23 protein-coding genes are annotated in these 26,006 nt (G+C 61.0%); 12 read left to right on the top strand and 11 right to left on the bottom strand.

The features are described from left to right. Positions 1–183: 183 nt before the first annotated feature. The gene (locus VSR82_RS16690) at positions 184–489 is read left to right on the top strand and encodes a lysozyme inhibitor LprI family protein (RefSeq protein WP_368584205.1); all 306 of its coding nucleotides are present in this window, start codon (positions 184–186) and stop codon (positions 487–489) included. Between the two features lie 119 nt (positions 490–608). On the opposite strand, the gene VSR82_RS16695 is transcribed toward VSR82_RS16690, so the two are convergent. From VSR82_RS16695 to VSR82_RS16705, 3 genes are all read right to left on the bottom strand, one after another. Continuing rightward, positions 609–1,898: an MFS transporter gene (locus VSR82_RS16695; protein WP_498857931.1), complete on the bottom strand. Its 1,290-nt coding sequence runs from the start codon at positions 1,896–1,898 to the stop codon at positions 609–611. A gap of 52 nt (positions 1,899–1,950) precedes the next feature. Beyond that, positions 1,951–3,279, bottom strand: a complete 1,329-nt coding sequence (locus VSR82_RS16700) for an MFS transporter (RefSeq protein WP_368584203.1) — start codon at positions 3,277–3,279, stop codon at positions 1,951–1,953. 71 nt (positions 3,280–3,350) lie between these two features. Beyond that, the gene (locus VSR82_RS16705) at positions 3,351–4,625 is read right to left on the bottom strand and encodes a glucarate dehydratase family protein (RefSeq protein ID WP_429462701.1); all 1,275 of its coding nucleotides are present in this window, start codon (positions 4,623–4,625) and stop codon (positions 3,351–3,353) included. A gap of 202 nt (positions 4,626–4,827) precedes the next feature. Between VSR82_RS16705 and VSR82_RS16710 the strand changes: the two genes are divergently transcribed. Beyond that, positions 4,828–5,532: a GntR family transcriptional regulator gene (locus tag VSR82_RS16710; protein WP_410850972.1), complete on the top strand. Its 705-nt coding sequence runs from the start codon at positions 4,828–4,830 to the stop codon at positions 5,530–5,532. Between the two features lie 19 nt (positions 5,533–5,551). On the opposite strand, the gene VSR82_RS16715 is transcribed toward VSR82_RS16710, so the two are convergent. Beyond that, complete coding sequence (locus VSR82_RS16715; protein ID WP_429462699.1) at positions 5,552–6,631, bottom strand: alcohol dehydrogenase catalytic domain-containing protein; 1,080 nt, start codon at positions 6,629–6,631, stop codon at positions 5,552–5,554. A gap of 111 nt (positions 6,632–6,742) precedes the next feature. Between VSR82_RS16715 and VSR82_RS16720 the strand changes: the two genes are divergently transcribed. The 3 genes from VSR82_RS16720 (at position 6,743) to VSR82_RS16730 (ending at position 8,380) form a co-directional block, all read left to right on the top strand. Then, entirely contained in the window at positions 6,743–7,516 is a 774-nt protein-coding gene (locus tag VSR82_RS16720; RefSeq protein WP_410850974.1) for a helix-turn-helix transcriptional regulator, read from the top strand. Positions 7,517–7,641: 125 nt separating this feature from the next. Further along, entirely contained in the window at positions 7,642–7,899 is a 258-nt protein-coding gene (locus VSR82_RS16725; RefSeq protein ID WP_176366812.1) for a hypothetical protein, read from the top strand. Between the two features lie 133 nt (positions 7,900–8,032). After that, complete coding sequence (locus VSR82_RS16730) at positions 8,033–8,380, top strand: hypothetical protein (protein WP_498857932.1); 348 nt, start codon at positions 8,033–8,035, stop codon at positions 8,378–8,380. 63 nt (positions 8,381–8,443) lie between these two features. Here the strand turns inward: VSR82_RS16730 and VSR82_RS16735 are convergent, their stop codons facing one another. Together VSR82_RS16735 and VSR82_RS16740 are read right to left on the bottom strand one after the other, a co-directional pair. Further along, positions 8,444–9,457, bottom strand: coding sequence for a Gfo/Idh/MocA family protein (locus tag VSR82_RS16735; protein ID WP_498857933.1), 1,014 nt, complete (start codon positions 9,455–9,457; stop codon positions 8,444–8,446). Positions 9,458–9,588: 131 nt separating this feature from the next. Next, complete coding sequence (locus VSR82_RS16740; RefSeq protein WP_429462692.1) at positions 9,589–11,253, bottom strand: alpha-amylase family protein; 1,665 nt, start codon at positions 11,251–11,253, stop codon at positions 9,589–9,591. Between the two features lie 48 nt (positions 11,254–11,301). On the opposite strand from VSR82_RS16740, the gene VSR82_RS16745 reads away from it, so the two are divergent. After that, a complete protein-coding gene (locus VSR82_RS16745; protein WP_498857934.1) occupies positions 11,302–12,888 on the top strand; it encodes an alpha-amylase family glycosyl hydrolase in 1,587 nt (528 codons plus the stop codon). Between the two features lie 20 nt (positions 12,889–12,908). On the opposite strand, the gene VSR82_RS16750 is transcribed toward VSR82_RS16745, so the two are convergent. After that, positions 12,909–14,825: a potassium transporter Kup gene (locus VSR82_RS16750; RefSeq protein ID WP_498857935.1), complete on the bottom strand. Its 1,917-nt coding sequence runs from the start codon at positions 14,823–14,825 to the stop codon at positions 12,909–12,911. An 87-nt stretch (positions 14,826–14,912) separates the two neighbouring features. Beyond that, a complete protein-coding gene (locus VSR82_RS16755; RefSeq protein ID WP_368584193.1) occupies positions 14,913–15,770 on the bottom strand; it encodes a helix-turn-helix transcriptional regulator in 858 nt (285 codons plus the stop codon). Between the two features lie 103 nt (positions 15,771–15,873). On the opposite strand from VSR82_RS16755, the gene VSR82_RS16760 reads away from it, so the two are divergent. Beyond that, complete coding sequence (locus VSR82_RS16760; RefSeq protein WP_410850978.1) at positions 15,874–16,767, top strand: SDR family oxidoreductase; 894 nt, start codon at positions 15,874–15,876, stop codon at positions 16,765–16,767. Here the strand turns inward: VSR82_RS16760 and VSR82_RS16765 are convergent. Continuing rightward, a complete protein-coding gene (locus VSR82_RS16765) occupies positions 16,762–17,454 on the bottom strand; it encodes a phosphatase PAP2 family protein (protein ID WP_429462685.1) in 693 nt (230 codons plus the stop codon). The genes VSR82_RS16760 and VSR82_RS16765 overlap by 6 nt on opposite strands. A gap of 194 nt (positions 17,455–17,648) precedes the next feature. On the opposite strand from VSR82_RS16765, the gene VSR82_RS16770 reads away from it, so the two are divergent. Then, complete coding sequence (locus tag VSR82_RS16770) at positions 17,649–18,521, top strand: endonuclease/exonuclease/phosphatase family protein (RefSeq protein WP_410850979.1); 873 nt, start codon at positions 17,649–17,651, stop codon at positions 18,519–18,521. Positions 18,522–18,611: 90 nt separating this feature from the next. Beyond that, the gene (locus tag VSR82_RS16775; RefSeq protein WP_368584189.1) at positions 18,612–19,397 is read left to right on the top strand and encodes a COG4705 family protein; all 786 of its coding nucleotides are present in this window, start codon (positions 18,612–18,614) and stop codon (positions 19,395–19,397) included. Between the two features lie 338 nt (positions 19,398–19,735). Here the strand turns inward: VSR82_RS16775 and VSR82_RS16780 are convergent, their stop codons facing one another. Beyond that, on the bottom strand, positions 19,736–21,073 hold the full coding sequence (locus tag VSR82_RS16780) for a glycosyl hydrolase (protein ID WP_429462682.1): 1,338 nt from the start codon (positions 21,071–21,073) through the stop codon (positions 19,736–19,738). A 198-nt stretch (positions 21,074–21,271) separates the two neighbouring features. Then, entirely contained in the window at positions 21,272–21,589 is a 318-nt protein-coding gene (locus tag VSR82_RS16785; protein WP_429462680.1) for a hypothetical protein, read from the bottom strand. Positions 21,590–22,647: 1,058 nt separating this feature from the next. Here VSR82_RS16785 and VSR82_RS16790 point away from each other — a divergent pair. From VSR82_RS16790 to VSR82_RS16800, 3 genes are read left to right on the top strand one after another with little or no spacing between them, the layout of a single operon-like run. Next, the gene (locus VSR82_RS16790; protein ID WP_368587903.1) at positions 22,648–23,292 is read left to right on the top strand and encodes an SCO family protein; all 645 of its coding nucleotides are present in this window, start codon (positions 22,648–22,650) and stop codon (positions 23,290–23,292) included. Between the two features lie 17 nt (positions 23,293–23,309). Beyond that, positions 23,310–25,268 carry an RICIN domain-containing protein gene (locus tag VSR82_RS16795; protein WP_429462678.1) on the top strand — a complete coding sequence of 653 codons (1,959 nt, stop codon included), beginning with the start codon at positions 23,310–23,312 and terminating at the stop codon, positions 25,266–25,268. Beyond that, on the top strand, positions 25,268–25,705 hold the full coding sequence (locus VSR82_RS16800) for a hypothetical protein (RefSeq protein WP_429462676.1): 438 nt from the start codon (positions 25,268–25,270) through the stop codon (positions 25,703–25,705). The genes VSR82_RS16795 and VSR82_RS16800 overlap by 1 nt, the downstream gene beginning before the upstream one ends. Positions 25,706–26,006: the final 301 nt, after the last annotated feature.

Here is a 26,006-nt window from a genome sequence, read left to right on the forward strand (position 1 = left end):
TACTGGAACTTGTAGTTAATTGTGTCGCTTGGCGCTTACGCATCGCCGACTACATACATATTCGTCAGGCTCTATCTATGGCTCTGCGTTCGACTACACGAAAGCTGCGCCGGCTAGCCAATATTTCACCGGAAAACTCAGGAGCAAATTGACAGATTTTGCAAGAATGACGCCTTAGCGACAATGGACGTTTCGGCTTGCGCTCAGCACGATTTCGAACGCATCTCGGAGACGCTCGAGAAGAAGATATCTGCAATAGAGCGGATCATGGTTGACGGCGACCAGGAGCTACGAGCGAATGGCGAACCCGAGGCACTTCCATATTTCCGGAGAGCACAGGAGAGCTGGAACCTCTATCGCGACAACGAGTGTTATGCGGAAGTGTATGAGGCTGGACAGGCATCGTTGCGATTCGTCGAGTTTTGGGACTGCATGACGAGAATTACCACGCATCGGCTCGATGAACTGACAAAGCCAATCAATCAGTAAGCGCGAGTGCCAATCACTCACTGGATCAACTCGGCTGCATCCCCGTCCAGACAAAAAAGGGCGGGGGACGCCACTGATGCGTCCCCCGCCCTTCGGTTGTGTCACCGACAACCGTTACATCAATCGCGCAACTTCACCGCCGTCATCCGCGGCATCAACAGGTGAATGATGCCCAGCGCAATCAGATACGCCGATGCGCCGACCGCAAAGAGTGCCCAATATTTCCCGGTGCGCTGCAAGGTCTCGCCGATCACGCCGGAGAAGAAGAACGAACCGACCATCCCCGCCACGCCGCCGATACCGACCACCGTGCCGACCACCCGCTTCGGAAACACGTCGCCGACCGTCGTGACCAGATTCGCTGACCAGCCCTGGTGCGCCGCTGCCGCGAGACCAACGGCGAGCACCGCCCACCACAGGCTCTGGAATGCCGACAACGTTGCGATCGGCACCACGCACAATGCACAGATGAGCATCGTGAGCTTGCGTGCGAAATTCGGCCGGTTGGTGCGCGCCATCAGATGCGACGACAGCCAGCCACCCGCCACGCTGCCGACCGACGACATCGTATAGATTGCGATCAGCGGCAGGCCCATGTGGGCGATATCGATATGGCGCGACTCATTGAGCCACTTGGGCAGCCAGAACAGATAGAACCACCACACCGGATCGGTCAGCAGCTTGCCGAAGACGAACGCCCACGTTTCGCGGTACTTGAGCACCGACAACCAGCTGACTTTCTGCTCGACGACTTCCTCGCGATCCGCATTGATGTAGGCGAGTTCTTCCTTCGACACCGACGGATGCTCCGAAGGCTGCCGATAAACCAGCCACCACACCGCCAGCCAGACGAAACCGGTCGCGCCGCCCGCGATGAACGTCGCGCGCCAGCCCCACATCACCGCGGCGATCGGCACGAAGGCCGGCGCCACGATGCCGCCGATCGTCGCGCCCATGTTCCAGAAGCCCGTCGCAAGCGCGCGTTCCTTCTTCGGAAACCACGTGGCGGTAGTGCGGATCGCGACCGGGAAATTGGCCGCTTCGCCGAAGCCGAGCAAACCGCGTACAGCCGCGAAACCCGGCACGGTCGATGCCACCGCGTGCAGCATCGCCGCGAGACTCCACAGCGCCATCGCGCTGCCGTAGACCTTCTTCGTGCTGACGCGATCGGCGATGCGGCCGAAGATCGCGAGACCCACCGCATAGGCGACCGTAAACACCATCACGGTCTGCGCATACTGCACCTGGTTCCAACCGATATCTTTTTGCAGCAGCGGCGCGAGCAGCCCAAGCATCTGACGATCCATGTAGTTGATCGTCGTCGCCGCGAAGATCATCGCGCAGATGGTCCATCGGTATCGTCCGACGGCCGTCCGTGCGGCAGCCGTCGTTGCTTCTAGTGTTTTCATCGTGTCTCCTGAAGGTTCCTGAAAATGGTGTCTATGCGGTTGTTCGATACGGTCAATGCGCTGAGGCGGGCAATCCTTCGCGCGGGCTCATGCGCGAGAAGAACACGACCCCGGCGGCAATCACCGACATCACCGCGAGTCCGGTGAGGCCGCCCTCGATCGAGCCGGTTTTCTGTTCGAGGAAGCCGAAGGCGGCCGGCGCGACGAAGCCGCCGAGGTTGCCGATCGAGTTGATCAGCGCCAGCACCGCGGCGGAAATCCGCGCGTCGAGATAGCCCTGCGGGATCACCCAGAACAGCGACGAGGCCGCCTTGAAGCCGATCGCGGCAAAGCAGATCGCGACGAATGAGAACACCGGGCCGCCCTGGCCGGCCGCATACATGCCGAGCGCGGCGATCAGCAGCACGCACGCCACCCACGCCTGCTGGAACTTGAAGCGCGCCGCGAGCATCGCGAACAGATACATCGCCGCGATCGAGATCAGCCACGGGATCGAGTTGAACAGGCCGACCTGGAAGTCGTTGAAATGGCCCATCTTGTGGATGATGCTGGGCAGCCAGAAAGTCGCGCCGTAGATGGTCAGCGACACCGCGAAGTAGATCAGGCAGAAGATCAGTATTTGCGGATCGCGCAGCAGGGTTCCGAGCGACGGCTTGACCGGGTGCGCGGCGGCGCGCTGGCGTTGCTCTTCGTCGATCGCATCCAGCACTGCGTCCTGCTCGGCGCGGGTGAGCCACGCGGCGTCGCGCGGCTTCGAGTCGAGCCACAGCAGGATGAAGCCCGCGAGCACGACCGAGAACATGCCTTCGATGATGAACATCCACTGCCAGCCGCGCAACCCCGCGCCTTCGATCAGCATCAGCCCGCCGGAGATCGGCCCGGACAGTACCGACGCGAGCGCCGAGCCGCTCAGGAAGATCGCCATTGCCTTGCCGCGCTCGTTGCTCGGCAGCCATTGCGTGAAGTAGTAGATGACGCCGGGAAAGAAGCCCGCTTCGGCTGCGCCGAGCAGCAGCCGCATCGCGTAGAACGACGTCTCGCCGCGCACGAATGCCATGCCGGCCGCGGCCAGTCCCCAGGTCAGCATGATACGCGCGAGCCACAGCTTCGCGCCGTAGCGCTGCAGCAGGATGTTCGACGGCACTTCGAAAATCGCGTAGCTGATGAAGAAGAGCCCCGCACCGAGCCCATAGGCCGCCGCGCCGATGCCCAGATCGGCGCTCAGATGCTGGCGCACGAAGCCGATGTTCACGCGGTCGATGTAATTGACGATGAACATCACGACGAACAGCGGCAGCACGCGCCATTTGATCTTGTGCACCGCGCTCGCCAGCGCGCCGGCGAGCGCGGGCCGCGCCGTGTCGGCAATCGGGCTACTCATGGGGTTGTCTCCTTCGATGGCGACGCGCATTGCGCGTCGCGAGCCTCGTAGGCGCGGATTGGAAGCGAGAATTAAAAGCGCGGATTCTTGCCGGTGAAGCCCGGTTCGTACTTGCGCATCTGCGAGAGGTCATCGCGATTGCGCACGCCGCACGACAGATACTGCGCATGCAGTTCGGCGAGCCGCTCGCGGTCGAGCTCGACGCCGAGGCCCGGCGTGGTGGGCACGCGCACCGAGCCGTTGTCGAACGTCACACGGCCGCCCTTGATGACTTCTTCCTCCTGCCACGGGTAGTGCGTGTCGCACGCATAGGTCAGGTTCGGGATGCTGGCCGCGACGTGCGTCATCGCCATCAGGCTGATGCCGAGGTGCGAGTTCGAGTGCATCGACATGCCCAGATCCCACAGCTTGCACATGCGTGCAAGCGTCTGCGTCGCGCGCAGGCCGCCCCAGTAGTGGTGATCCGACAGCAGGACCTTGACCGAACCCATCTCGGCGCCGCGGCGGAAATCTCCCATCGTCGTGATGACCATGTTGGTCGCGAGCGGCAGGCGCGTGTGCTTCGCCAGTTCGGCCATGCCTTCGAGGCTCGGGCACGGGTCTTCGTAGTACTCGAGCAGTTCGTCGAGTTCAGGGGCGGCGGCGATGCTCGTTTCGAGCGTCCAGTTCGCGTTCGGGTCAAGGCGCAGCGGCACGCCGGGGAACGCCTGATGCAGCGCGCGCATGCACGCGATTTCGTGTGCCGGCTCGAACACGCCGCCCTTCAGCTTGATGCTCTGGAAGCCATAAAGCTCGATCATCCGGCGCGCCTGCGCGACGATCTGCTCCGGGCTCAGGCCTTCGCCCCAGGCATCGGGCGCATAGGGCTTGTCGATGTGCTCGGCGTACTTGAAGAACAGATAGGCGCTGTACGGCACGGCGTCGCGCACCTTGCCGCCAAGCAGATCGACGATCGGCGCACCGACGATTTGCCCTTGCAGGTCGAGCATCGCGACTTCGAGCGTGCTGATGACTTTGGGCGCGTTCTTCGCCGCGTGCGAGCCAGGCGCGAGTTCGAATTCGACCGCGCCCCGGGTCGCCTTGATCGTGCCCCGCACGCGTTCTTCCATGCGGTTGAGGTCGAACGGCGACAAGCCGATCACCAGTGACTTCGCCTGTTCGAGCACACGCAGCATCGGTTCGTCGCCGTAAGTTTCGGAGATGCCGACGCGGCCGTCGCTCGTCTCCAGTTCGACGATTGCGCGCAGCGCCCAGGGTTCGTGGATTCCGGCGGCGTTGAGCAGGGGGCCGTCGCGGAAGGCGATCGGGGTGATGCGCACCTGCGTGATGGTGATGTCGCGAGTCATGATGGCAATCGGCATAAGTGGAGTTTGATGGGCCGAATCGTAAAGCACTAATATATTAGTGCGTTAGTGGGGTAAACTCTCATGCCGACTTCGTCGCGAATCGCGCTCGCAAGGCCGCTGGAAGCGGCAGGCGTCGGCTATAGTACTAGTGCCTCAGCGGACCCCCGTCGGTCCGCCTGCTTCCAAGCTTCAATTTTTTGCCATGAAAAACCACGCTCACTCGGCGACGGTCACCCGGCTCGACCGCTCCCGCCACGCCGCGCCGCAAGTCTTCGAACGACTGCGCGAAATGATCCTTTCGCTCGAATTGACGCCGGGCACGGTGCTGTCGCGCACCGAGCTCGCGAACCGCTACGGGCTCAGCCAGACGCCGGTGCGCGACGCGCTGATGAAGCTCGGCGAGGAAGGTCTCGTCGATATCTATCCGCAGCACGCGACGGTCGTGAGCCAGATCAAGGTGACGTCCGCGCTGCAGGCGCATTTCCTTCGCCGCTCGATCGAACTCGAAGTGGTGCGCACGCTCGCGGAGCAGCGCAACGCCACGCTGATCGCGGAACTGCGCGTCACGATCGCGCGGCAAACGGAATTGCTCGACCTGAAGAACTACGAGCAGTTCTCGCTGCTCGATCAGGCGTTTCATCGGCAGATGTACGAGGCGGCGGGCGTGCCGCAGCTATGGGATCTGGTGCGCAGGCTGAGCGGCCATATCGACCGGCTGCGGCGCCTGAATCTGCCGGTGGAGGGCAAGACGATGGCGGTCGTGCGCGATCATACGGAGATCGTCGATGCGATCGACAAGGGCGATGTCGAGGCCGCGCAGGCGGCGTTGCGCAAACATCTGTCGGGGACGCTGAGCCAGATCGATCAGATTCGCACGAGTCATCCGAATTTTTTGGCGGACGAGTGAGGGCTCGCTGAATCGCTGGCTATGGCTGGATCACGGTCATTCTGAATGGACCGCCGTTCGCGGCCGCGTGGGACACCGCTTCGTTGGCATGATCGAGCGGGAATGTCTTGACGTCGAAATGACGGAGATCGAGCAATCCCGAGCGAATCAGGCCCGTCATCAGCGTCACCGCTTCCGTCGGATACATCCATTTGCCGCGCACGGTGATGTCGTTGCGCATGAGCCACGGATACGGCAGCTCGAGACCGGCGCCGCCCAGCATGCCCACGCCACCCATCAAGATGACGCGGCCGTACGGCCGCACGGCCATCATCGCGGCGCGCACGGCCGTGACCGGCGCCGAGGGCGGCAGCAGATCGATGACACAATCGATCGGACAAGGAGCCGCCTGCTGCATCCGTTCGCGATCCGCCTGTTCATCGCCTGAAAGTCTGACTGGGCGCACGCGCTCGCCGAAGCGCTGTGTCAGATCGTCGAGTGCTTGCTCATTGCGTCCCGGCGCGACCACACAGCGCGCTCCCATCGCAAGGGCGACAGCTACACATGCGCTGCCGAAGTTGCCCGTAGCACCGCTCACGAGCAGTGTTTCGCCAGCCCGCAGCGCGGCCGCAAGCAGGCCGCCATAAGGCACGAGCATCACGTTGAGCGCACACCATCGCGCCGCCTCGCCACGCTCGATGTCGGCGATACGAACCGCGTTCTCGGTCGGCACGCGCACCTGTTCGGCGAACGGGCCGTCGTGAAAGTACCGCTGCAGTTGCAAGCCGCCGTCTCCGCGAGAACTCCAGCCCTGCAGCGTTATATCGGGCATCAACGCGTCGTCGCGCGAGCGCACGGTGGGATCGCAGAACACCCAGTCGCCCACCTTCAGATGAGTCGCATCGGGACCGCTCGCTCTTACACGACCGATCGCGCCGCAGCCGGGCACGATGGGCAACTCGAGCGGATAGCGGCGCTGACCATTGAACACCTCATTCGCGTACGACAACACCGGCGCGGCGGCGACATCCACGATCACCTCGCCCGTGCCGATTTCCGGATCTGGCATCTGCGTAATCGCGAGGGGCCGGTCAAGTGAATTCAGGATTGCAGCTTTCATCGTCGTTCTCCGTCAAGGATGGTCTGACGAGCCCATTCTGGCGAACCTAGAATAGGCAACAAGGCCTGGTACTATCCCAGGATTCATCGATACCTCCTTGCAAGGACGAACATGCCGGCATCGAGACGGAGTGAATTTGGCGATTTTCTGCGTTCGCGCCGGGAGAAGCTGAGCCCGGCATCGGCGCGGCTCGGCAGCGGCCGGCGCCGTCGTACGCCGGGGTTGCGGCGCGAAGAAGTTGCCGAACTGGCGGGCATCGGTGTGGACTGGTATGTGCGGCTGGAGCAGGGGCGAACGGTCAGCCCGTCCGATGCCACTCTCGACGCGCTTGCTCGCGCGCTGCGGCTTGGCAAAGCGGAAGCCGCGCATCTGCGGGCGCTCGCGCGCAGCAACGATCGGCGGACGCTTGCTGCCGAGAAAGTGCCGCCGGCAATCGCGCGCATCGTTTCAGACCTGGGTCTGCCGGCATACGTGACCGGCAGGCGGTGGGACATCCTGGCGTGGAACCGGGCGGCCGCCGATCTGCTCGGCTTCGATCGCCTGAACGAGGCGGACCGCAATATCCTCGTTTTCATGTTCATCGAACCGGAAGCTCGGCGGCTATTCGGACCCGCGTGGGAAGACGAAGCGCGCCGCATGATCGCGCTCTTTCGCGCAACGCACGATCTGTTTGCCACCGATCCATCGTTCGTCCAGCTAGTGGAGCGCCTGCGTTCGTCGAGTGCGGAGTTCGCCGGCTGGTGGATCGCGCATGACGTCCGTGGCGGCGCATCTGGCGAGAAGGTGCTCGCGCATCCTCAGCGTGGAAACCAACGTTACCAATACGCTACGTTTCAGGCGAACGACGACCCGTCGCTGAAACTCTCGATCTACACCCCCGTTTGAGCTCCGCCCAGCTGGCAAAGCCATCGCGACGGTCCTAGGACCTTGGTCCGATTGACGCGGCATCCACGCGTGGCACCCTTGTACAAAGCCGGAATAATCATCGTCAACCTGACAGGGAGGCTGCCATGTTTTCATGGAGCCGGCAGTTCGCGCTCGCGGTCATGGCCGTGTCCGCGATGGCTTGCGCGGGAAGCGCCTGGGCAACCGAACAGGCTCAGCAACGTCGTGCTGGACGCGACGTGCGCCAGGAGACACGCCAGGGTGCCCGTCATACGAAGCAGGAGTGCAGAGCCGCGGATCAGAAGAGCAATTCGCAGTGCCGGCAGGACAAGCGGCAAACCAAGCAGGGCGGCCGTCAGGCGGCCAGGAATATCAAGTATTGAGCGTTTGCGTTCGCGTGCGCCGGCTGGGCACTGAACCAGCGACAGCATGGGAAGGCAGACACCACGTCCACCAGATCGAGCGGGGGAGCCGATGCGAGCCTGGCGATATGTAGCGCTTTGCACTTTGCCGTTCATGATCGTTGGCTGCAACACGCCTCCGATCGCACCGGGCAAGCCGGTCGATATCCCGACTGCCCTCGAGCAGGTTCTCCAGGGCCTGTGCAATTTCCGCAAAGATCAGGCCGGCCGCAAGCAGGGCCTGGGCGCCGCAATCGACTCGATCACCGTGGAGCTCGACCTGACCATCGACGGGGCGAGAAATCCGCCAGTGGCGGTCGCGCCGGATATCCAGTTCATTCCGACCGTTAGCTACGGTCAGATCATGACGGCAAACCGGGGCAGCAGACTCGTGCTGACGCTGAAAAACACTGGCAGCGGCACCCATGGCGGCGATTGCGATGTGACTGCGCCAGCCAAGTAGAGATCAGACAGCAGGGGCACTTCCCGCGCGTTGACCCGCGCAAGTGCCCCCGAGCATTGCACTTCAATCTTGTGCGATTTTTTCCCACGCGCCTGACTGAGCCGAGCGGAACACGGCATCGATCACCCGCATATTCGCGCGCGCATCTTCCAGCGCAATAGCTTGCGGGCCTCCGCTCAGGATCGCTTCCGCGAACGTGGTGGCGGCTACGCCGTACTGATCGCACACCGGAAGTTCCAGCCAGCGATCAGTCGCGACACCGTCGCTATTGTGCTCACTGATTAGCAGCCGCGTCGGTCGATCGTTTGGTGCATTGAATGGAATTTCGACTTCGATTCGCCCCTTGGTACCGTGAAATTGCATCCGCTGGTACGGATAGGTTTGAGTCGAGTAAAAGAAACTCGCCTGCACGCCATCGAAGTCCATCAGCACGGAGCCGAGCCGGTCTACCTTGAAGGCAGGATCCTGCTCGACCAGCGCTACTACGCGCCGTGGCTCACGCCCGATCGTGAAGCGCGACGTCGTGATCGGATAGCAACCAATATCGAGCAGCCCGCCGCCGCCTAGCTCGCTCTTGTTGCGGATATTCTCTTCGTTGGTGTTGTAATAGGTGAAGCCGCCGGTCACTGCCCGCAATTCGCCGATTGCGCCTTCGTCGATCAAGGTCCGCACCTTCAACCATTGCGGGTGCGTGCGAACCATGAAGGCTTCCTGGATGTATCGGCCGCTCTTGTCGCGCGCTGCGATCAGTCGTTCGACCTGTTGCGCGTCCAGGCTGATCGGCTTCTCACACAGCACGTGCTTGCCCGCCTCGACCGCTTTGATCGTCCATTCCACGTGGAGATGATTGGGCAATGGAATATAGACCGCGTCGATTTCCGGGTCCGCGAGCAGCGCCTCGTAACCGTCGTATGCGACAGCCAGGCCATATTTGGCCGCGGCTTCCCGCGCCTTCTCCAGAGAGCGCGACGCGATGCCTTTCACCCGGCACTTCGGCGCGTTGTGCATGGGCACGACCACCTTGTCGTTGATCTTTGCGGCGCCCAAAATTCCCCAGACTATTTGATCCTTTGCCATGACATCCCTTTTTCCGATTGCGTATCCGATGAGTCGAGCAGGCTGAGCATTCGCGTGAGTCGGCAAGTCGCGTGAGTCCGCGAACGACCAGGAGCATGCGATCGTATCAGTTTAGCCGTGGCTCGTCGTTGTTAGACCTCGCTCCGCTTGAGCAGATAGTCGAGGCCGCCCACCCGATACCATCGATATCCGAACGGCTCGAGCAGCACCGTGTGACAGCCGTCATCGTCAGCGCGGCTGTGGTCGTCGGACAGAAGATTGATCAGCGAATCGCGGCCAGGTTCGTTGGAGCTCAGGCGGAATTCGACGGTACACGCTTCGGCGCGGAAGTTATGCAGAAACAGCACGGAGTTGTTGCGCCACTGATAACCGAGCGCGAGCACGTCGTTTCGCGAGGTGGGCAGCACTTCGAAGTCCCCCCAGCTGACTTCCGGCACTTCGCGGCGCATGCGAATCATCCGCTCGGTCCAGTTGAGAAACGAATCGGGATCGCGCCGCTGCTGCGCCACGTTGACCCGCTCGAAGCCATAAGCCCCGCCGGAGATCGTCGGGACAGGCGGCTTTGAATGACTGGTGAAGCCGCCTTGCGGCTCGCCCGACCATTGCATCGGCGTGCGCGCGCATTGGCGTTCGGGCCGGCGCAGATCGTCGCCCATGCCGATTTCATCGCCGTACCGGAACACGGGCGTGCCCGGCAAACTCAGCATCAGGCTGTAGGCGAGTTCAAGGCGGCGTCTGTCGCCCGACAGCATCGGCGCAAGTCTGCGGCGGATGCCGCGCCCATACAGCTGCATGTCAGGGTCCGGGGCGAACGCGGCGAACACTGCCTCGCGCTGAGCGGGCGTGAGCCGGCCCAGATCGAGTTCGTCGTGATTGCGCAGAAACACCCCCCATTGCGCGGTCGGCGGCCGTGGCTTCGTCGCAAGCAGCGCGTCCTTCAACGGCTTCGTGTTGCCCGTCGCGAGCGTGTAGAAGGTGTTTTGATTGACGCGGAAGTTGAACATCATCGGCAAGCGCTCGCCCTCGTCGCCGAAGTACTGGAGATCCGATTTGGGCAGCACGTTGGCTTCGGCCAGAATGATCGCGTCGCCTTCGCGCCACTGCAGAAACTCGCGAAACGTCCGCAACATGTCGTATTGCTCGGCAGGGCAGCGCACCTTCGGACCCTTCGTCGCGATCACGAAGGGCACCGCGTCCATGCGGAATCCGGACACGCCAAGCTGAATCCAGAAGCCCATGATCTTCAGCAACTCCGCCTGCACATGCGGATTGGAGGTATTCAGGTCCGGCTGAAAATCGTAAAAGCGATGGAAGTACCAGCGTCTTGCCCGCTTGTCGAAACTCCAGGTCGACTTCTGCACGCCCGGAAACGCCACGCCGCGTTGCGCATCGGGCGGTTTGTCGTCCGACCAGACATACCAGTCGCGATATTTCGAGGCAGGATCGCTGCGTGCTTCCAGGAACCATGGATGCTGGTCGGACGTGTGATTGACGACGAGATCGATGATCACCCGCAAGCCCCGCTGGGCGCACGCATGCGTGAACTCGGCGAAATCGCCGAGCGTGCCGTACTTCGGATCGACGTTGTAATAGTCGCAAATGTCGTAACCGTTATCGCGTCCTGGCGATGGGTGGAAGGGCATCAGCCAGATCGTCGTCATGCCGAGCCCTTGCAGGTAATCGAGTCTGCGCATCAGGCCCTGGAAGTCGCCGACGCCGTCGCCATTCGCGTCCATGAAGGTGCCTACCGAGAGGCAATAAATGATCGTGTTCTTGTACCAGAGGTCATTTAGCATAGGTTCCGCGCGTGGCGCCTAAACGATCGATCGTGAAGAGGAATTGCAATGTCGGAGCTGGCGTGGTGGCAACGCGGTGTGATCTATCAGATCTATCCGCGCTCGTTTCAGGACAGCAACGGCGATGGCATCGGCGATCTGTCCGGCATCAGCGCGCGCCTTGAGTATGTCGCGGCGCTAGGCGTCGATGCGGTGTGGATCTCCCCGATCTACCCGTCGCCGATGGCCGACTTTGGCTATGACGTCGCGGACTCCAGCAACATCGATCCGATGTTCGGCACTCTGGACGGGTTCAAGCAATTGATGGGCCACGCGCATCGGCTCGGGCTCAAGGTGCTGCTCGATTTCGTGCCGAATCATTCGTCGAACCGGCATCCGTGGTTCGAAGAAAGCCGCTCGTCGCGAGACAATCCGAAACGGGACTGGTATCTGTGGCGCGATCCGTCGCCCGATGGCGGGCCGCCGAACAACTGGTTGAGCCGCATGGGCGGCTCGGCGTGGGAGTGGGAGGAGCTGACGGGGCAGTACTACTATCACGCGTTTCTGCGCGAGCAGCCTGACCTGAACTGGCGCAACCCCGAAGTGCGCCGCGCGATGGATCAGGTGCTGCGTTTCTGGCTCGATCTCGGCGTGGACGGCTTCCGCGTGGACGTGCTGTGGCTGTTGATCAAGGACGCGCAGTTTCGCGACAATCCCCCCAATCCAGGCTATCTGCCCGGCGAGCCGGACCATCATCGACTGTTGCAAACTTACACCGAGGATCAGCCGGAAGTACATGAACTCGTGCGCTCTATGCGAGCCACGCTGGACGAGTACGGCGAGCGCGTGCTGATCGGCGAAATCTATCTGACTGTCCCGCAACTGGTGAAGTATTACGGCGTGAACGGCGAAGGAGCGCATATGCCGTTCAATTTTCAGTTGCTCAGCGCGAGATGGAATGCGGAAAACATCGCCCGCATGATCCGCGATTACGACGTTGCGTTGCCCGAATACGCGTGGCCGAACTGGGTGCTGGGAAACCACGACAATCCGCGCATTGCGTCGCGCGTCGGCGCGGCACAGGCACGGGTAGCAGCTGTGCTGTTGTTGACGCTACGAGGCACGCCGACGCTCTACTACGGCGATGAAATCGGCATGATGGACGGCTATATCGCGTCCGATGAGATTCAGGACCCGGCGGAGTTGCGGCAACCGGGCATTTGCCAGGGACGCGATCCCGAGCGCACGCCTATGCAATGGGATGGCTCGCTGCCGAATGCGGGCTTCACGGACGGCAGACCGTGGTTGCCGATTGCGACCGCGACGAGCGTGCGCGAACAGGACGGCGACATGTCGAGCATGTTGTCGCTGTATCGGCGTTTGCTGAGCCTGCGCCGCAGCAGCGCCGCGCTCGTGCGGGGCGCGATAGAGAATGTCGTTGCCGACGGCGACGTGCTGACCTACGAGCGGCGCTACGGCAATCAATGTCTGTTCATCGCGCTGAACATGGGCGCCGAAGCTTCCACCGTGCAATCGCGCGCGGGCATGGTGCTGCTATCGACGGTAACCACGCGCATCGGTGACGCCTTCGTCCAGGGCGCCAATTTGCTTGCCGCCAGCGAGGCGGTCATCGTGATCGTCGACTCTCCATCGTGAACGGTAGCTGACTCACCGGTTCAAAGCGCCACCTGAATGCCCAGTTCAACGACGTCTTCCGCTCGAAGCCCATAGTATTCCGCGCTGGGCGTGGAATGAAACGCCATCTGTCCGAACAGCGCCTCGCGCCAGCGCGTCATGCTGCCGTGCGAACGTCCCTTGATGACTTCATCGCGCGGCAGGAAAAACGTGGTGTGCCTGGGATCGTAGTGCCAGCCATCGAACCGGCCCGCCAGCGATTCGAGCAGCCGCGGCAGGTTAGGGCGCTCGACGAATCCATGATGCGCAATGATCTCGAAGCATCCGTGGCCGAGGTCTCGCACGTCGATGCGCGTTTCGTCATCGATACGCGGCGCTGACTCCGATATGTTGGCGAAGAAAATCGTCGTCTCGTGCAGCACGCGATTGTGGCGGATGTTGCTCCTGAATGTCGCCGGTGTCTTGCCCGATGCGTTGCCCGGATAAACCGCCGTGCCTGGCTCGCGCGCCGGAGGTACGGGACCGGCTAGCGCGTCGCGCAGGAATGCGTCGAGCGCATCGGCTTCGTTCGCATGGGTTGCGGCAATCTCGCGACCGCGATTCCATGTCGACATCAGCACGAAAAGAATCAGCCCGACGGCGACAGGAAACCAGCCGCCGGAAGCGATTTTCGGCACGTTCGCGGACACCAGCGTCACGTCGACGACGAGCAACGGCGCGCTCACGAGCGCCACGCCGTAGACGGGCCAATGCCAGACGTTGCGCGACACGCTGATCATCTGGATCGTGGTGATCAGCATCGTCAGTGCGACCGCGATGCCGTACGCCGAAGTCAGGTTCGACGAGCTTCGAAACGCCAGCACGAGAAACACCACCGCCACGAACAGGATCAGGTTGACGGCGGGCGCATAGACCTGTCCGCGCTGCTCCGTCGATGTTTCGACGACCCGCAGGCGCGGCAGAAAGCCCAATTCGATCGCCTGACTCGTCATTGAAAATGCGCCTGAAATCACCGCTTGCGAAGCGATGATCGTCGCGAGCATCGCGATGATGACGCTTGGCACGAGCGCCCACGACGGCGCGGCGTGGAAGAACGGCTGCTGAAAAGAGCCGGGCACGAACAGCAAGGTCGCTGCCTGCCCGAAGTAGCCGATGATGATCGACGGAAACACGATGGCGAAGAGCGCAATGCGGATCGCGCGGCGTCCGAAGTGACCGATGTCGGCATACAAGGCTTCCGCTCCGGTCAGCGCGAGAATCACGGCGGCGAGAATCGCGAACGCCATGCGGGGATGGCCGATCATCAGCGATATGGCCCATCGCGGCGATAGCGCATGCAACACGACGGGATGTTGCGCGATCCGATACAACCCCACAGCGGCAAGAGACAGAAACCACACGGCCATCACGGGACCGAATGCGCGCCCGACCACCGAGCTGCCGCGTCGCTGAAACGAAAAGAGCGCGATCAGGATGGCTGCTGCGATTGGCACGACCCATGGATCGAACGAGGGACTGATCTCGCTCAGTCCCTCGACGGCCGACAGCACGGATACGGCCGGCGTTACCATCGAATCGCCATAGAACATCGCGGCGCCAAAGAGTCCCGCCAGCAGAAGCGCACGCGGCACCCGCCGCCCTTCGTCCTCATAGCCCGATCGGACCAGCGCCGTCAGTGCGATGATGCCGCCTTCGCCTTCATTGTCGGCGCGCATCACGTACCACGCGTACTTGAGCATGACGACGATGACGACGGCCCATACGATCATCGACAGCGTACCCATGATGACCTGCACGTCGATCGAACCGGTTTCGATGGCGGCTTGACGCAATGCATAGATGGGACTCGTGCCGATGTCGCCGAATACGACACCCAATGCGCCAAGCACGAGCGTGCCGCCGCTGCGCTGGCGGCGAGACGACGAATCGTCGCTTTGCTCCCTGTTTTGCTCAGGCATTTTTTTACGCGAAGGTTGTGCGATGCCGTACAAGCAATTTGTGGGCCGAAGTGCGATCCGTCGGTCGCGCCAGACCGTCGAAGCCGATCACGCGGTGGTCAGAGGCGCGGCGCTGTCAGTCTCGTCCATCGATGAAACGGCGCTACGGATGCGCCTGGCGATTCGCGCGTCGAGCGGGGTGTAGACGAGCATGCTCAGATCTGGCCGGCCATCGACGGCGAACAGTGAATATTCCATTTCGATGGTCCCGAACGCAGGATGCAGCAGGCGCTTAACGTGCTGGCCTTCGCTGTGGCCGAATACCTGGTTTTCGCGCCACATGCGCTCGAAGTCGGGGCTCTCGCGACACAGATCGTCGACCAGATCGCCGACCTCGGAGGCGAGCCCCGCGCGTGCCACGTCCGCGCGGAACGTCCCCACGACGGAGCGGGCGACGCTCTCCCAGTCATGCTGTTTTGCGCGGGCGTCGGGGTCGCCGAACAGGAAGCGCAGGATGTTGCGCTGGCCCGGCGGTAGCGCGCTGTAGTCGGTCAGCACGACCGCCGCCGCTCGATTCCACGCGACCACGTCCCACGTCGCCGTCTTGATGATCGACGGGCTGGCTTCGAGCGAATCGAGCACGCGCTGCAAGCGCGGATCCACTGCGTCGGTGGAGCGGTAGCGCACTTCCGGGGGGCGCCCGAGACCCAGCATGAACAGATGTTCGCGCTCCGTGTTGGTCAGCATCAGCGCCGCGCAGATGCGCTCCAGCACCGCGGCGGACGGCGCGCCGCCGCGGCCCTGCTCGAGCCAGGTGTACCAGGTCGAACTGATATTCGCGCGCTGCGCCACTTCTTCCCGGCGTAATCCGGGCGTACGCCGGCGGCCCGAGAAGCCGAAGCTGGCCGGATCGAGCCGCGTGCGGCGGCTGCGCAGAAAGTCTCCGAGGGATTGGGCGGTGTTCACTGGACGATTAACCTGTTAGTCGCTTTACCGGGATAAGCTCACTACTTCAATAGCATAGCGAATGATCGCATAGTGCGTCCGTGGCTATTCTGGAGACTTGACCATGCGAATCTTTCTGACAGGCGCAACCGGGTTTATCGGCTCGGCTTTGGTGCCCGAACTTATCGAAGCCGGGCATCAGGTGATCGGCATGACCCGCTCCGATCAGGGCGCGCAGGCGCTCGTCGCAGCGGGCGCGGAGGTGCACCGCGGCACGCTCGAAGACACCGACAGCCTGCGCAGCGGCGCTGCGAAGTCCGACGCCGTCATACACCTTGCTTTCGATCACGACTTCTCGCACTTCGTGGAGAACTGCGAGAAGGACAAGCGTGCGATCGCAGCGCTTGGCGCGGCGCTGGCGGGCTCGGATCGGCCGCTTCTGATCACATCAGGCACGGGCGTCGGCAGCCGGGATAACGGGCAGCCGGCCGCCGAGGACGTGTTCAACACCAGCCACCCGAACCCGCGCATCGGCTCCGAGCTCGCCGGCAATGCGCTGCTGGAGGACGGCGTCAACGTGTCGGTGATGCGCTTGCCGCAAGTGCACAACCCATACAGGCAGGGCCTCATCACGCCGCTCATCCAGATCGCTCGGGACAAAGGCGTGTGCGCATATGTGGAGGAAGGACGTAATCGCTGGCCGGCGGGGCATCTGTCGGATGTCGTGCGGCTGTACCGGCTTGCGATCGAGAAGGGCGAACGCGGTGCGCGCTATCACGCGGTCGGCGAAGAGGGTGTTAGTGCACGAGAGATCGCCGAGGCGCTGGGGCGCGGCCTGAAGTTGCCGGTCGTCTCGATCGCACGCGGCGAAGCGCAGGCTTACTTCGGATGGATGGCGATGTTCGCCGCGCTCGATATGCCGGCATCGAGCGCGCAGACGCAGGCGCGTTTGGGCTGGCGACCGACCGGTCCCACGCTACTGTCGGATCTGAACGAAGCGCGCTACGTTCCATCATAGGTGCTTCAATATGCCGCTTGCGAGCCTGCGCAGTTCGTCGAACTGCGTGACGAGTTGGAGGCAGAGCACAAAGGCCAGCGCTGCCGCGGGCCCCGGGTGGAGGTCGATCCATCGCAGCACCGGCGTCGCGTAGCGCGGGCGTATCGCATCGCGCGTCATGATCAAGGTGATCGTGATCCCCACCGCGGCGCCCACCAGCAAATCGGTGGGGTAGTGAAAGCCGAGATAGGCGCGCGGAAGGCAAATGAACAGCGCGGTATAGAGAAGCGCCAGCACGCCGATGCCCCGCCACACGAGGAAAATGCCGGTAGCGACCGCCATCCATAGCATCGCGTGATCGCTCGGGAAGGAACTCCAGTTGGTCAGCACGGCGTTTTTGATATCGCCGCTGGCAAAGCTCAGATGCAGTTCGGGGTTATAGACGGGGCGCACCCTGAACGGCAACCAGTGAGTCAGCAGTCTTCCGACGAAGAGCGCCGCGAGGCCGCTGACAACCGTCGCGAGAACCATTTCTCGCCGCCATTCGCGGCATTCGTCTTGCTGAAACCACATCCACCACAGCACGGGAACGAGTACGAGACCTTTGAAGGTGTACAGGTTGTCGATGGCTTGGATGGATAGCGTCGCGAAATGACTGAAATGTATGTTGGATAGATATGTTTCGATGGATAAATCGAAGCTATTCATTATTTTCTAAGGAAATTGAGCCGGTCGCGGGATGAAGGTCAGCATAATTCATCGCGCGCACGGCATTTTTTGGCGCTTACTTTCACTGACAATTTTTACTGCACGATTTCATCGCTAACTTTCAGTGACCCGGCGACCCGTGCCAGCGCCAAGCGCAGCGATGACCTATAGTCGGAGCTTTCAAGGAGGCCATCATGAAGCTGGTCGACTGGAACATTCAGTGGGGTTGCGGCGTCGACGGCCGCGTCGACCTCGGCCGGATCGTGCGGGAAGCACGCGCATTATGCGACTTCGACGTGCTGTGTCTGCAGGAAGTCACGCGCGGCTTCAACGAAGCACCGGCGGCAGGTGGACTGAAAGGCGCGCCATCGTCCGATCAGTTTGCCGAACTTGCCGCTCTTCTGCCGGAGATGACCGTGCTCGATGCGATCGGCTCCGATCTTCCGTCGCTGGGCGCGAGCCGTCATCGGCGGCAGTTCGGTAATGCCATCGTGACCCGCTTACCGGTTCGTCAAGTGCTGCGCCATTCGCTGCCGTGGCCTGCCGATCCCGCCAAGCCGTCGATGCTGCGCGTCGCGCTCGAAGCGGTGCTCGAAGCCGACGTCGGTCCGCTTCGTGTCATCAGCACGCACCTCGAGTTCTATTCGGAGAAACAGCGGCTCGCGCAAGTCGCAAGACTGCGCGAGTTGCATCAGGAAGCGTGCAATCACGCGCACTTTCCCGCGCGGGGTGAAAAGCCGGACAGCCCGTTTGCCGATACGGCGCGCCCGGTCAGCGCGGTTGTCTGCGGTGACTTCAACAGCGCATTCGAAGACAGCGCCTTTTGCCGGATGCTCGAACCGATCGCCGACGCGCCGAGCTTCGTCGATGCGTGGGCCCGCGCGCACCCTGGCGAGCCGCGTGCCGCGACGGTCGGCCTGTACGATCGCGAGCAATGGCCCGACGGACCTTTCGCGTGCGATTTCGTTTTCGTCACGCAAGACCTGGGCACACGCATTGCGTCGTGCGATGTCGATCCGCACAGCCGCTCGTCCGATCATCAGCCGATGTGGCTGGAGCTGCGTTGAAAGTTCTGCGGGAATGCTTAAGGGTCTGTTAAGCGTTGTTCTGCGAAGGTTGAGCCTATGTTCAAGCCACGAAAATAGTGAGCACCTCACATGAATAGCAGCCAATCGGAAATTCGCGCGCATGCAGTCAGCAAAGTCCCTCAGGTCACGCTGGGCTTCTGGATCATCAAAATCGCGGCCACGACACTTGGTGAAACGGGCGGCGATTGGGTGACTATGTCACTCAAATTGGGTTATCTGATCGGCACCGCAATTTTTGCAGTTATTTTTATTGCGCTGGTCGCAGGGCAGATCAGGGCAGAGCGGTTCAATGCCACGCTTTATTGGGCGACTATCGTCGCAACGACCACGCTCGGTACCACGCTGGCCGACTTCTTCGATCGATCCGTGGGAGTCGGCTATCCTGGCGGTGTCATGATCGTCTTCGCGCTTCTGCTTGCGAGCCTGGGCGTCTGGTACAAATCGGAAGGTACGGTGTCAGTGCAGAGCGTAACCACGTCCAGAGCCGAGTGGTTCTATTGGGTGACGATCCTCTTTTCGCAGACATTGGGTACGGCGTTGGGCGATTGGGTGGCGGGATCGGACGAAGGCGGATTGGGGCTCGGCTATGAGAACGGCGCTTTGATCTTCGGTGCGGGTCTGCTGATCGTCGGCGCGCTGTATTACTGGTCGCGGCTGTCGCGGACCGCCATCTTCTGGGCAGCGTTCATCCTGACGCGTCCGCTCGGCGCGACCTTGGGGGATCTGCTCGACAAACCCGTTTCTCAAGGTGGGCTCGAGATCAGCCGACTCTATGCGTCGGTGATTCTGGTTTCGTTCATGGCCCTGTGTGTGGTTTTGTTACCGCAGCGTCCTGCTGGGCGAGCGACGCGGTAGTAGGCATCCTTTCAATTGAGGCCGACATGAAAAATCCCTGGACCAGGAAGAACCCGTTCCTGAGCATGTGGCTAAGCGGCGCCAATACCGTCGCGAACTCGGCGCGGGTAAGAACGACGGCGGCGGCCAAACGCGCGGCCTCCGCGTTTTGGAGCGCCGCACTCACGCCACCGAAGCCGAAGAAAAGAAGAAAGGCACGGCGCTGAGTTGACTCGTCCGCGGTCGGACGAGTTTGCTGCCTGGCGTGAGGGATCGCACACAGGGTGTACCCAACCGGCAAAAAAGAAGGGAGCGCCATAGTCGGCGCTCCCTTCATTCATGGGTTACAGCATGCAGGCTTACTGGATCGGCGTCAGATAAGAACCCGACAGGAAGCGTTCCGAACTCGGAATCGTCGCCGTGTACGCCTGAATCGCGGCTGCAAGCTGCGGGCGAATCAGGTTGCGGTTGTAGTCGTAGATCGAATAGCCGTCACCTTCGCCATTGCTTGGATCGCCGTTACGCACGACATACCAGAACGCCTTCGCCACCGAACCGTTGTTCATCAGAGTCTTCAACTGATTAAACGCGGCCGTTTGTCCAGCATCCGTACCGTTGGTGCCATTGTTGGTCTCGGTCAGCCAGATCGGCTTCGCGCCGCTGCTGACGAGGTTCGACACGGTGGTCATGAATGCCTGCACCAGCATGTTGTACTCGGCGCTGCCGAAGTACGGGTGAACGTCGACGACGTCGATCGTGGTGTTCAACGGGCTGGAAGCACTCTTGGTGTTGTTGCCCATGGCATTGATGTAGTCGGTCGCCTGGATCAGCTGGCTACCTGCGGGCGGTTGCCAGCCGTTATTCGGATACGCCGAGTTGTAGAAGTACGAGATGCCCTGAGTGTGCAGAACCGTTTTGTAGCCCGACTGGCTCTTCGTGTTCAGGACCTGCTTGGCTTCCGAATAGAGCGTCTTGCTGCGATTCAGAATGTAGCCGGAAATACCATTCGCATCGCCGTAAGACGGGTCCGAAGCGGAGAACGACCAGTTGGTCTCATTGAACAGTTCGATGTCAGCCGTGAAGGGCAGAACGACGTCCATCAGCGAGCCGAGATACTTCGTGAACGCTGCGTCGCAGAAGTCGAGTCGCGGCGACGATCCGCTCGGCGGATTCTGGGTGGCCGAGCACTGGTATGCGCTAGACGGCGCGTACATGCCCACCTCGAAAAGAATCTTCATGCCGCGCGTCCGTGCGGCGTTCAGAAGCCCCTTCAGAAAGGCCACCTTATTGGGGTCCAGCGTGCTGCCGTCGGCCAGCGTCATGAAGTCCCACGAAACACCGAGGCGAACCGTACCGACGCCCAATCCGGCAATCAGATCCAGGTCTTTTGAGCATTCGTTGAGCGCGGTCTGATCTCCGCTCCAGAGATTGCAATTCACGTCCATTGCAAAGCGGTCGTTTCCGCTGCCGGTGGGCGGCGGTTGCAGCGTGGCAGTGGCGTTTGCGGTGGTGGCTGCGGTGGATGTGGTGGCTGCGGTGGATGTGGTGGCTGCCGTGGATGTGGTGGCTGTTGAGGTTGTCGCTGTGGTGTTGGTGTTGCCCCAATGTGCCCTGGAGAATGACTTCGAGAATGCTGGCATCGATTGCCCGCACAACAGGGCTAAAACGGTGAATAAGGAGCAGAGTCTGAATTTCATTGGATTAGCTATAGATTGCTACTGACGGAGAATGGACCGAGAACATTGGCGTTACGTTTGCCGATGACCATCAGCTCCTGAAGCGATGGCACACGTAACGCAAACACGTCGATACGTGAGTCAGCTGTCGCTGACGTCACGATTGCAAATGGTCTTGCGCGGGATATGAGGCTTTCGTATGGATCGTCGCGAAACGGCTCAATCGCCTTGTCCCGCCCGTTGCACCTGGGCGCGGTTATAAGGCTGACCGTTCGCCTGAACCGGCGGTGAACCGTTGTCGGTGGGCACTACGCCGTTGCTGTACGCATTCGTAGTCGCGTTCGCGACTGCGTTGGCAGAGACGGAGGAGTTGGCAGTCACGGACTGGGTGCTGCCATCATCGCTTGTTTCACCGCCGCAACCTGCAAGGCTCAGGATTCCTGCGGTAAGTGCAAGCACTGAAACAGTTTTTGCGATCTCAGGAACTTGACGAAATGATGGTTTTAGTCTTGGAGAGAGTCTGCTGAAAGATGACATCTGTCTATCAAGGCCGATAAACCTTGGCCGCTAAAACGAACAGCGTTCGCGTGATAAGGACGTCGCCACGAATAATTACGCAACAACACGAGTACAACTAATTAATGATCCGCTTTTGTCAAGGGCGCCCGTTGCCGGACTCGCGTGGTGCATTAATCGAATTTAATCCTCGGATTTAATACGATGCGCCGAAAACCACTTTAATCATTTAAATCGACGATTTGGCGATTCGTCGCAAATTGCGAAGTTCTACTGATAGAATCGACCTAGGTTTTCCCTGACTGATCCGACGAAACGAATGATACAGAAATGGAACGAAAATTGCCCTGAGGGTCGTAACCAAACGTAACAACGCGATGTGTGATATGGGAGCGGATCGCTAAGTGCCCCGCGTCCCCTCCCATGCTTATCCAGAGGCGTTCCCACGCTTTCCAGCTGAGTTCACAAAACGACAAAAGAACCGTTACAAAATTGTTACTTGGCGGCTAGGGACAGGGGTCGGGTACCTCTTTTGCGCCAACGTATAGTTCTTGGCCGATGACTGAAAACTAACTGAATTCATTAGTATGGTTTTCGAAAGAGAAGGTGACGGGCGATGGATTTTTTTTGAACTGTCCGGGCGCATTAAATAAATCGCAAAATGCGGATTTCGCGACGGTTCGGTTTTGAGCTTTGAAAATAAAGAGATCAACGCGAGCAAGGGGCGGAGACTTACACATCATCGCCAGCGAAACACCTGTTCACTTCCACCGCGCTTCATGATTCAGTGCGCAACTCGCGATTTGCAAGTCAAAAAAGAGCTTTGCTTGGACCTTCTCAGCGCCCAGTTTTTTGGAGGTTCATGGTTATGTGGTCGACCTCACAAAACGCGGCAAGTCGCGGGCCAGACGCTGTCATTTTCCGGAAGGTTCCCTGCTACGCTCACCATTGCCGTTGATTCGCCAGAGAGCGAACGTAGCCGTCGCGCGACGTCTGCGAATTTGCCGCGCGGGTAACACGCAATAAAGATGGCGACGAACAGTACTGAAGATAGTTACACGTTGCGGGAGATCACATTCATGTTTCATCAACACGCGCCGAGTCGCGCGGCGTTGCGTGCGTGCGCGCCGCTCGGAAACCCGAGTCGCCGTGCGCTGCTGCGTGGCGTATCGGCGGCGGCGTTAGCCGGCATTTCTTTTCCGCTATATGCGCAGCACGCAAGCGTGGGACTCGTCACGCCGCCTATTCGTCTCGACGACTACTGGGTGATCAATCAAAGCGGCCAGAAGCAGCTGCTGACCGACCTGTTGCATCGGAAAGTGACTGCGTTGCAGACGATTTACACAGGATGCAGTTCAGTTTGTCCTTTGCAGGGTGCGCTGTTCAGCACCGTTCAGCAACGGATATCGCAGTTGCAGCATCGCTATCCCGTTCAGTTGGTGTCGATCGGAATCGATCCGCTTTCCGACTCGCCGCCTGCGTTGCACGCATGGCTCAAGCGCTTCCAGGCCGGACCCGAATGGTGGGCGGCCACGCCGACGTTGCAGGACGTCGACCGGATGCGCACCGCGCTTTCGGGCAGCACCTTGCCACTCGGCAACATTGCCGATCACTCGACCCAAATCTACTGCTTCGACGCTAACGCAATGTTGCGCTGGCGAAGCGATGACCTGCCCCGCGCGGATCAAGTTTGCGAGGTACTGGGCGCATTAGGGCGTGTGTAACCTATTGGACTGAGAACATGTCACAAAAAAAATCGCTTAGGTTGAGGTCGCAGTTATTCGACAGGTGGGTGAAAGCATTGCTGCTAATTGCATTCTTGCCGGTGCTTTCAATCTTCTCCACGACTGCGCACGCGCAGACATCGAGCACGATCACCGTTAACGGGACCAGCTTGTGCGCCGATGTGAACGCCGAATCGACAACGCCTGGCGCCTCGGTCATCCAGTGGACCTGCAATGGGCAGAACAACGAGCTTTGGACATTGACCCAGAACAACGGGCTTTATCAGTTCGTCAACGTCAACAGTAATCTGTGCCTCGACATCTACGGTGTAAGCACGGACGCCGGCGCTGGAGCGGACCAGTGGACCTGCAATGGCCAGCCGAATCAAAGCTTTCAACTCATACCGCAAGGTGGCGGCTTTGCGATCGTCGCGTCGCAGAGCAACTTGTGTCTGGCGGTTGCGAGTCTCACGGCACAGGGCTCGCAGATCACGCAGCAGCCCTGCAGCGGCGCCCCGCTGCAGACGTGGCAGATCAGCGGCTTGACCGCGAAAACATTGCCGGCGAAGTGGACTACACCCTATAACCTGTCGATCGTGCCGGCTGCTGCGGCGAATCTTCCCGATGGAACGGTGGTAGTGTGGTCCGCTGACAAGAAGCTGGACTTTACGGCTGGCGAAGTCACCCCCGGCAACACGTACACCGCAATCTTCAACCCGACTACCGGCACCAGCAAACAGGTGTACGTGACGAATACCGGCCACGATATGTTCTGTCCGGGCATCGTCAATCTTCCGGATGGTCGTATTTACGTCACCGGTGGCTCGAGCAGTGACGAGACGAGCTTTTACACGCCTTCGACTGGAAAATGGTCGTCAGGTCCTTTAATGAAAATTGCGCGCGCCTATCAGGGCAGCGTAACGTTGAGCAATGGCAACGTATTCCAGGTGGGTGGTTCGTGGAACGGAGGCGAAGGCGGCAAGACCGGCGAAACCTGGTCACCGAGTACGGGTTGGCAGGTCAACAGCGCCATTCTCGCCGACTACATCCTCACGAATGACGCGGCTGGCATTTTCCGCTCCGACAATCATGCATGGCTGTTTGCGGTGGCAAATGGGCGAGTCTTCCACGCCGGTCCGAGCGTTGCGATGCATTGGTTCGATACCGCCGGCGGGGGCAACGTGACGCCTGCCGGCAACCGGGGCAGCGATACCGATGCGATGAACGGCAACGCCGTTATGTACGATATTGGCAAGATCCTGGCTGTTGGCGGTGCGACGAGCTACGAGTACGCCAACGCGACTGCGAACGCCACGCTAATCGACATCAGTAGCGGCACCGCGGTGACGCAAACGCTTACGCCGATGAATTACCGCCGCGCCTTTCACACCAGCGTGGTCTTGCCGAACGGTCAGGTGGTGGTCTTAGGTGGAGAGGCGTACCCGGTAACGTTTTCGGACGACACCGCCGTGCTGGCGCCAGAGTTGTGGGACCCTACCACCAAGACTTTCTCGCTGCTCCCGCCGCAAGCCGTGCCGCGTAACTATCACAGCATCGGACTGCTGTTGCCGGACGGTCGCGTACTGAGTGGCGGCGGCGGACTGTGCGGAAGTTGCTCGACAAATCACACGAACCTCGAAATACTCACCCCGCCGTACCTGCTGAACGCGGACGGCTCGGCGGCAACCCGACCGACCCTCACAGCCGCGCCGACCACCGCACAGCTCGGGACATCGATCGCGGTGACGGGCAGCAGTGGCATCACGGCCTTTGCGTTGATGCGCATGTCTTCGTCGACCCACGCGGTCAACAACGAGCAGCGGCGGGTACCCGTGAGTTTCACGGTAGGAACGGCGGGTGAATATCTGATCAATATTCCTTCCGATCCGGGTGTAGTCGTGCCTGGCTACTACATGCTGTTTGGCCTGAACGCGAAGGGCGTGCCGAGCGTTTCGCGCACGGTGCAGATTCAGTGATGGCGTTACTGTCACGGCGGACCGCGGCGCGTGTGGCGCTGATACTAGGGTTGGCGGGCATCACGCATGTTGCGCACGCCGCGCCGCTTTGCGAGCCAAAGGATCTCGGGTGCGCGATCTTTAATGGGCAGCATTCCGTCGCGGCGCAATTGCGCGACGACGATCATCTGCTGCCCGGCTCGACCACCCGTTGCGCGAACTGTCATTCGCAAACCGGCGCGGCCGACGCATTCGCGCCACCGTTGACCGCCGGCAGCCTGTTTCCTGCGAAGAGTCGAAGGGACGGTCCGGCGAGCAGTTACGATCAGGCAACGTTCTGCAGGGCGCTGAGGGAAGGCATCGACCCGGCCAACGTTTTGTTGCGCAAAGCCATGCCTCACTACCGGATATCGGATAGCGAGTGTGCGGCGCTCTGGCATTTCGTCACCAAGCCGTAGCACCTTTGCGTGCGGTCGCGCGACTCATATCCGACTATTCGCGGTTGAATCGAGTGTGACGTTGGGCCGAAAAGCGACAACGTGTGGCAGCGTACGGAGGTGCGGCAAGCCGTCAGATAGGCTGCGGTTGCGTCTGATATGAATAACTCGATGTCTGTCTGCCGGCGCAATCTATCCGATGCCGAAAAATTAGAAGTCTGCGCCAGGTCCGGCGGAAGCTGTGTAGACGATAAGACGATTTGATTCGAGCAGGCGGCGGGTCCGCATCGCCTGCATCTTGAATCCAGCTTCCACCGTTTTC

This window comes from Burkholderia sp. JPY481 (assembly GCF_038900515.1).
Taxonomy (GTDB): Bacteria; Pseudomonadota; Gammaproteobacteria; order Burkholderiales; family Burkholderiaceae; genus Paraburkholderia; species Paraburkholderia youngii.

Excerpts from the sequence above, each read along its gene's own strand:
- VSR82_RS16690 (WP_368584205.1), top strand. The coding sequence starts at position 184 with ATGGACGTTTCGGCTTGCGCTCAGCACGATTTCGAACGCATCTCGGAG.
- VSR82_RS16695 (WP_498857931.1), bottom strand. The coding sequence starts at position 1,898 with ATGAAAACACTAGAAGCAACGACGGCTGCCGCACGGACGGCCGTCGGA.
- VSR82_RS16700 (WP_368584203.1), bottom strand. The coding sequence starts at position 3,279 with ATGAGTAGCCCGATTGCCGACACGGCGCGGCCCGCGCTCGCCGGCGCG.
- VSR82_RS16705 (WP_429462701.1), bottom strand. The coding sequence starts at position 4,625 with ATGACTCGCGACATCACCATCACGCAGGTGCGCATCACCCCGATCGCC.
- VSR82_RS16710 (WP_410850972.1), top strand. The coding sequence starts at position 4,828 with ATGAAAAACCACGCTCACTCGGCGACGGTCACCCGGCTCGACCGCTCC.
- VSR82_RS16715 (WP_429462699.1), bottom strand. The coding sequence starts at position 6,631 with ATGAAAGCTGCAATCCTGAATTCACTTGACCGGCCCCTCGCGATTACG.
- VSR82_RS16720 (WP_410850974.1), top strand. The coding sequence starts at position 6,743 with ATGCCGGCATCGAGACGGAGTGAATTTGGCGATTTTCTGCGTTCGCGC.
- VSR82_RS16725 (WP_176366812.1), top strand. The coding sequence starts at position 7,642 with ATGTTTTCATGGAGCCGGCAGTTCGCGCTCGCGGTCATGGCCGTGTCC.
- VSR82_RS16730 (WP_498857932.1), top strand. The coding sequence starts at position 8,033 with ATGATCGTTGGCTGCAACACGCCTCCGATCGCACCGGGCAAGCCGGTC.
- VSR82_RS16735 (WP_498857933.1), bottom strand. The coding sequence starts at position 9,457 with ATGGCAAAGGATCAAATAGTCTGGGGAATTTTGGGCGCCGCAAAGATC.
- VSR82_RS16740 (WP_429462692.1), bottom strand. The coding sequence starts at position 11,253 with ATGCTAAATGACCTCTGGTACAAGAACACGATCATTTATTGCCTCTCG.
- VSR82_RS16745 (WP_498857934.1), top strand. The coding sequence starts at position 11,302 with ATGTCGGAGCTGGCGTGGTGGCAACGCGGTGTGATCTATCAGATCTAT.
- VSR82_RS16750 (WP_498857935.1), bottom strand. The coding sequence starts at position 14,825 with ATGCCTGAGCAAAACAGGGAGCAAAGCGACGATTCGTCGTCTCGCCGC.
- VSR82_RS16760 (WP_410850978.1), top strand. The coding sequence starts at position 15,874 with ATGCGAATCTTTCTGACAGGCGCAACCGGGTTTATCGGCTCGGCTTTG.
- VSR82_RS16765 (WP_429462685.1), bottom strand. The coding sequence starts at position 17,454 with ATGAATAGCTTCGATTTATCCATCGAAACATATCTATCCAACATACAT.
- VSR82_RS16770 (WP_410850979.1), top strand. The coding sequence starts at position 17,649 with ATGAAGCTGGTCGACTGGAACATTCAGTGGGGTTGCGGCGTCGACGGC.
- VSR82_RS16775 (WP_368584189.1), top strand. The coding sequence starts at position 18,612 with ATGAATAGCAGCCAATCGGAAATTCGCGCGCATGCAGTCAGCAAAGTC.
- VSR82_RS16780 (WP_429462682.1), bottom strand. The coding sequence starts at position 21,073 with ATGAAATTCAGACTCTGCTCCTTATTCACCGTTTTAGCCCTGTTGTGC.
- VSR82_RS16785 (WP_429462680.1), bottom strand. The coding sequence starts at position 21,589 with ATGTCATCTTTCAGCAGACTCTCTCCAAGACTAAAACCATCATTTCGT.
- VSR82_RS16790 (WP_368587903.1), top strand. The coding sequence starts at position 22,648 with ATGTTTCATCAACACGCGCCGAGTCGCGCGGCGTTGCGTGCGTGCGCG.
- VSR82_RS16795 (WP_429462678.1), top strand. The coding sequence starts at position 23,310 with ATGTCACAAAAAAAATCGCTTAGGTTGAGGTCGCAGTTATTCGACAGG.
- VSR82_RS16800 (WP_429462676.1), top strand. The coding sequence starts at position 25,268 with ATGGCGTTACTGTCACGGCGGACCGCGGCGCGTGTGGCGCTGATACTA.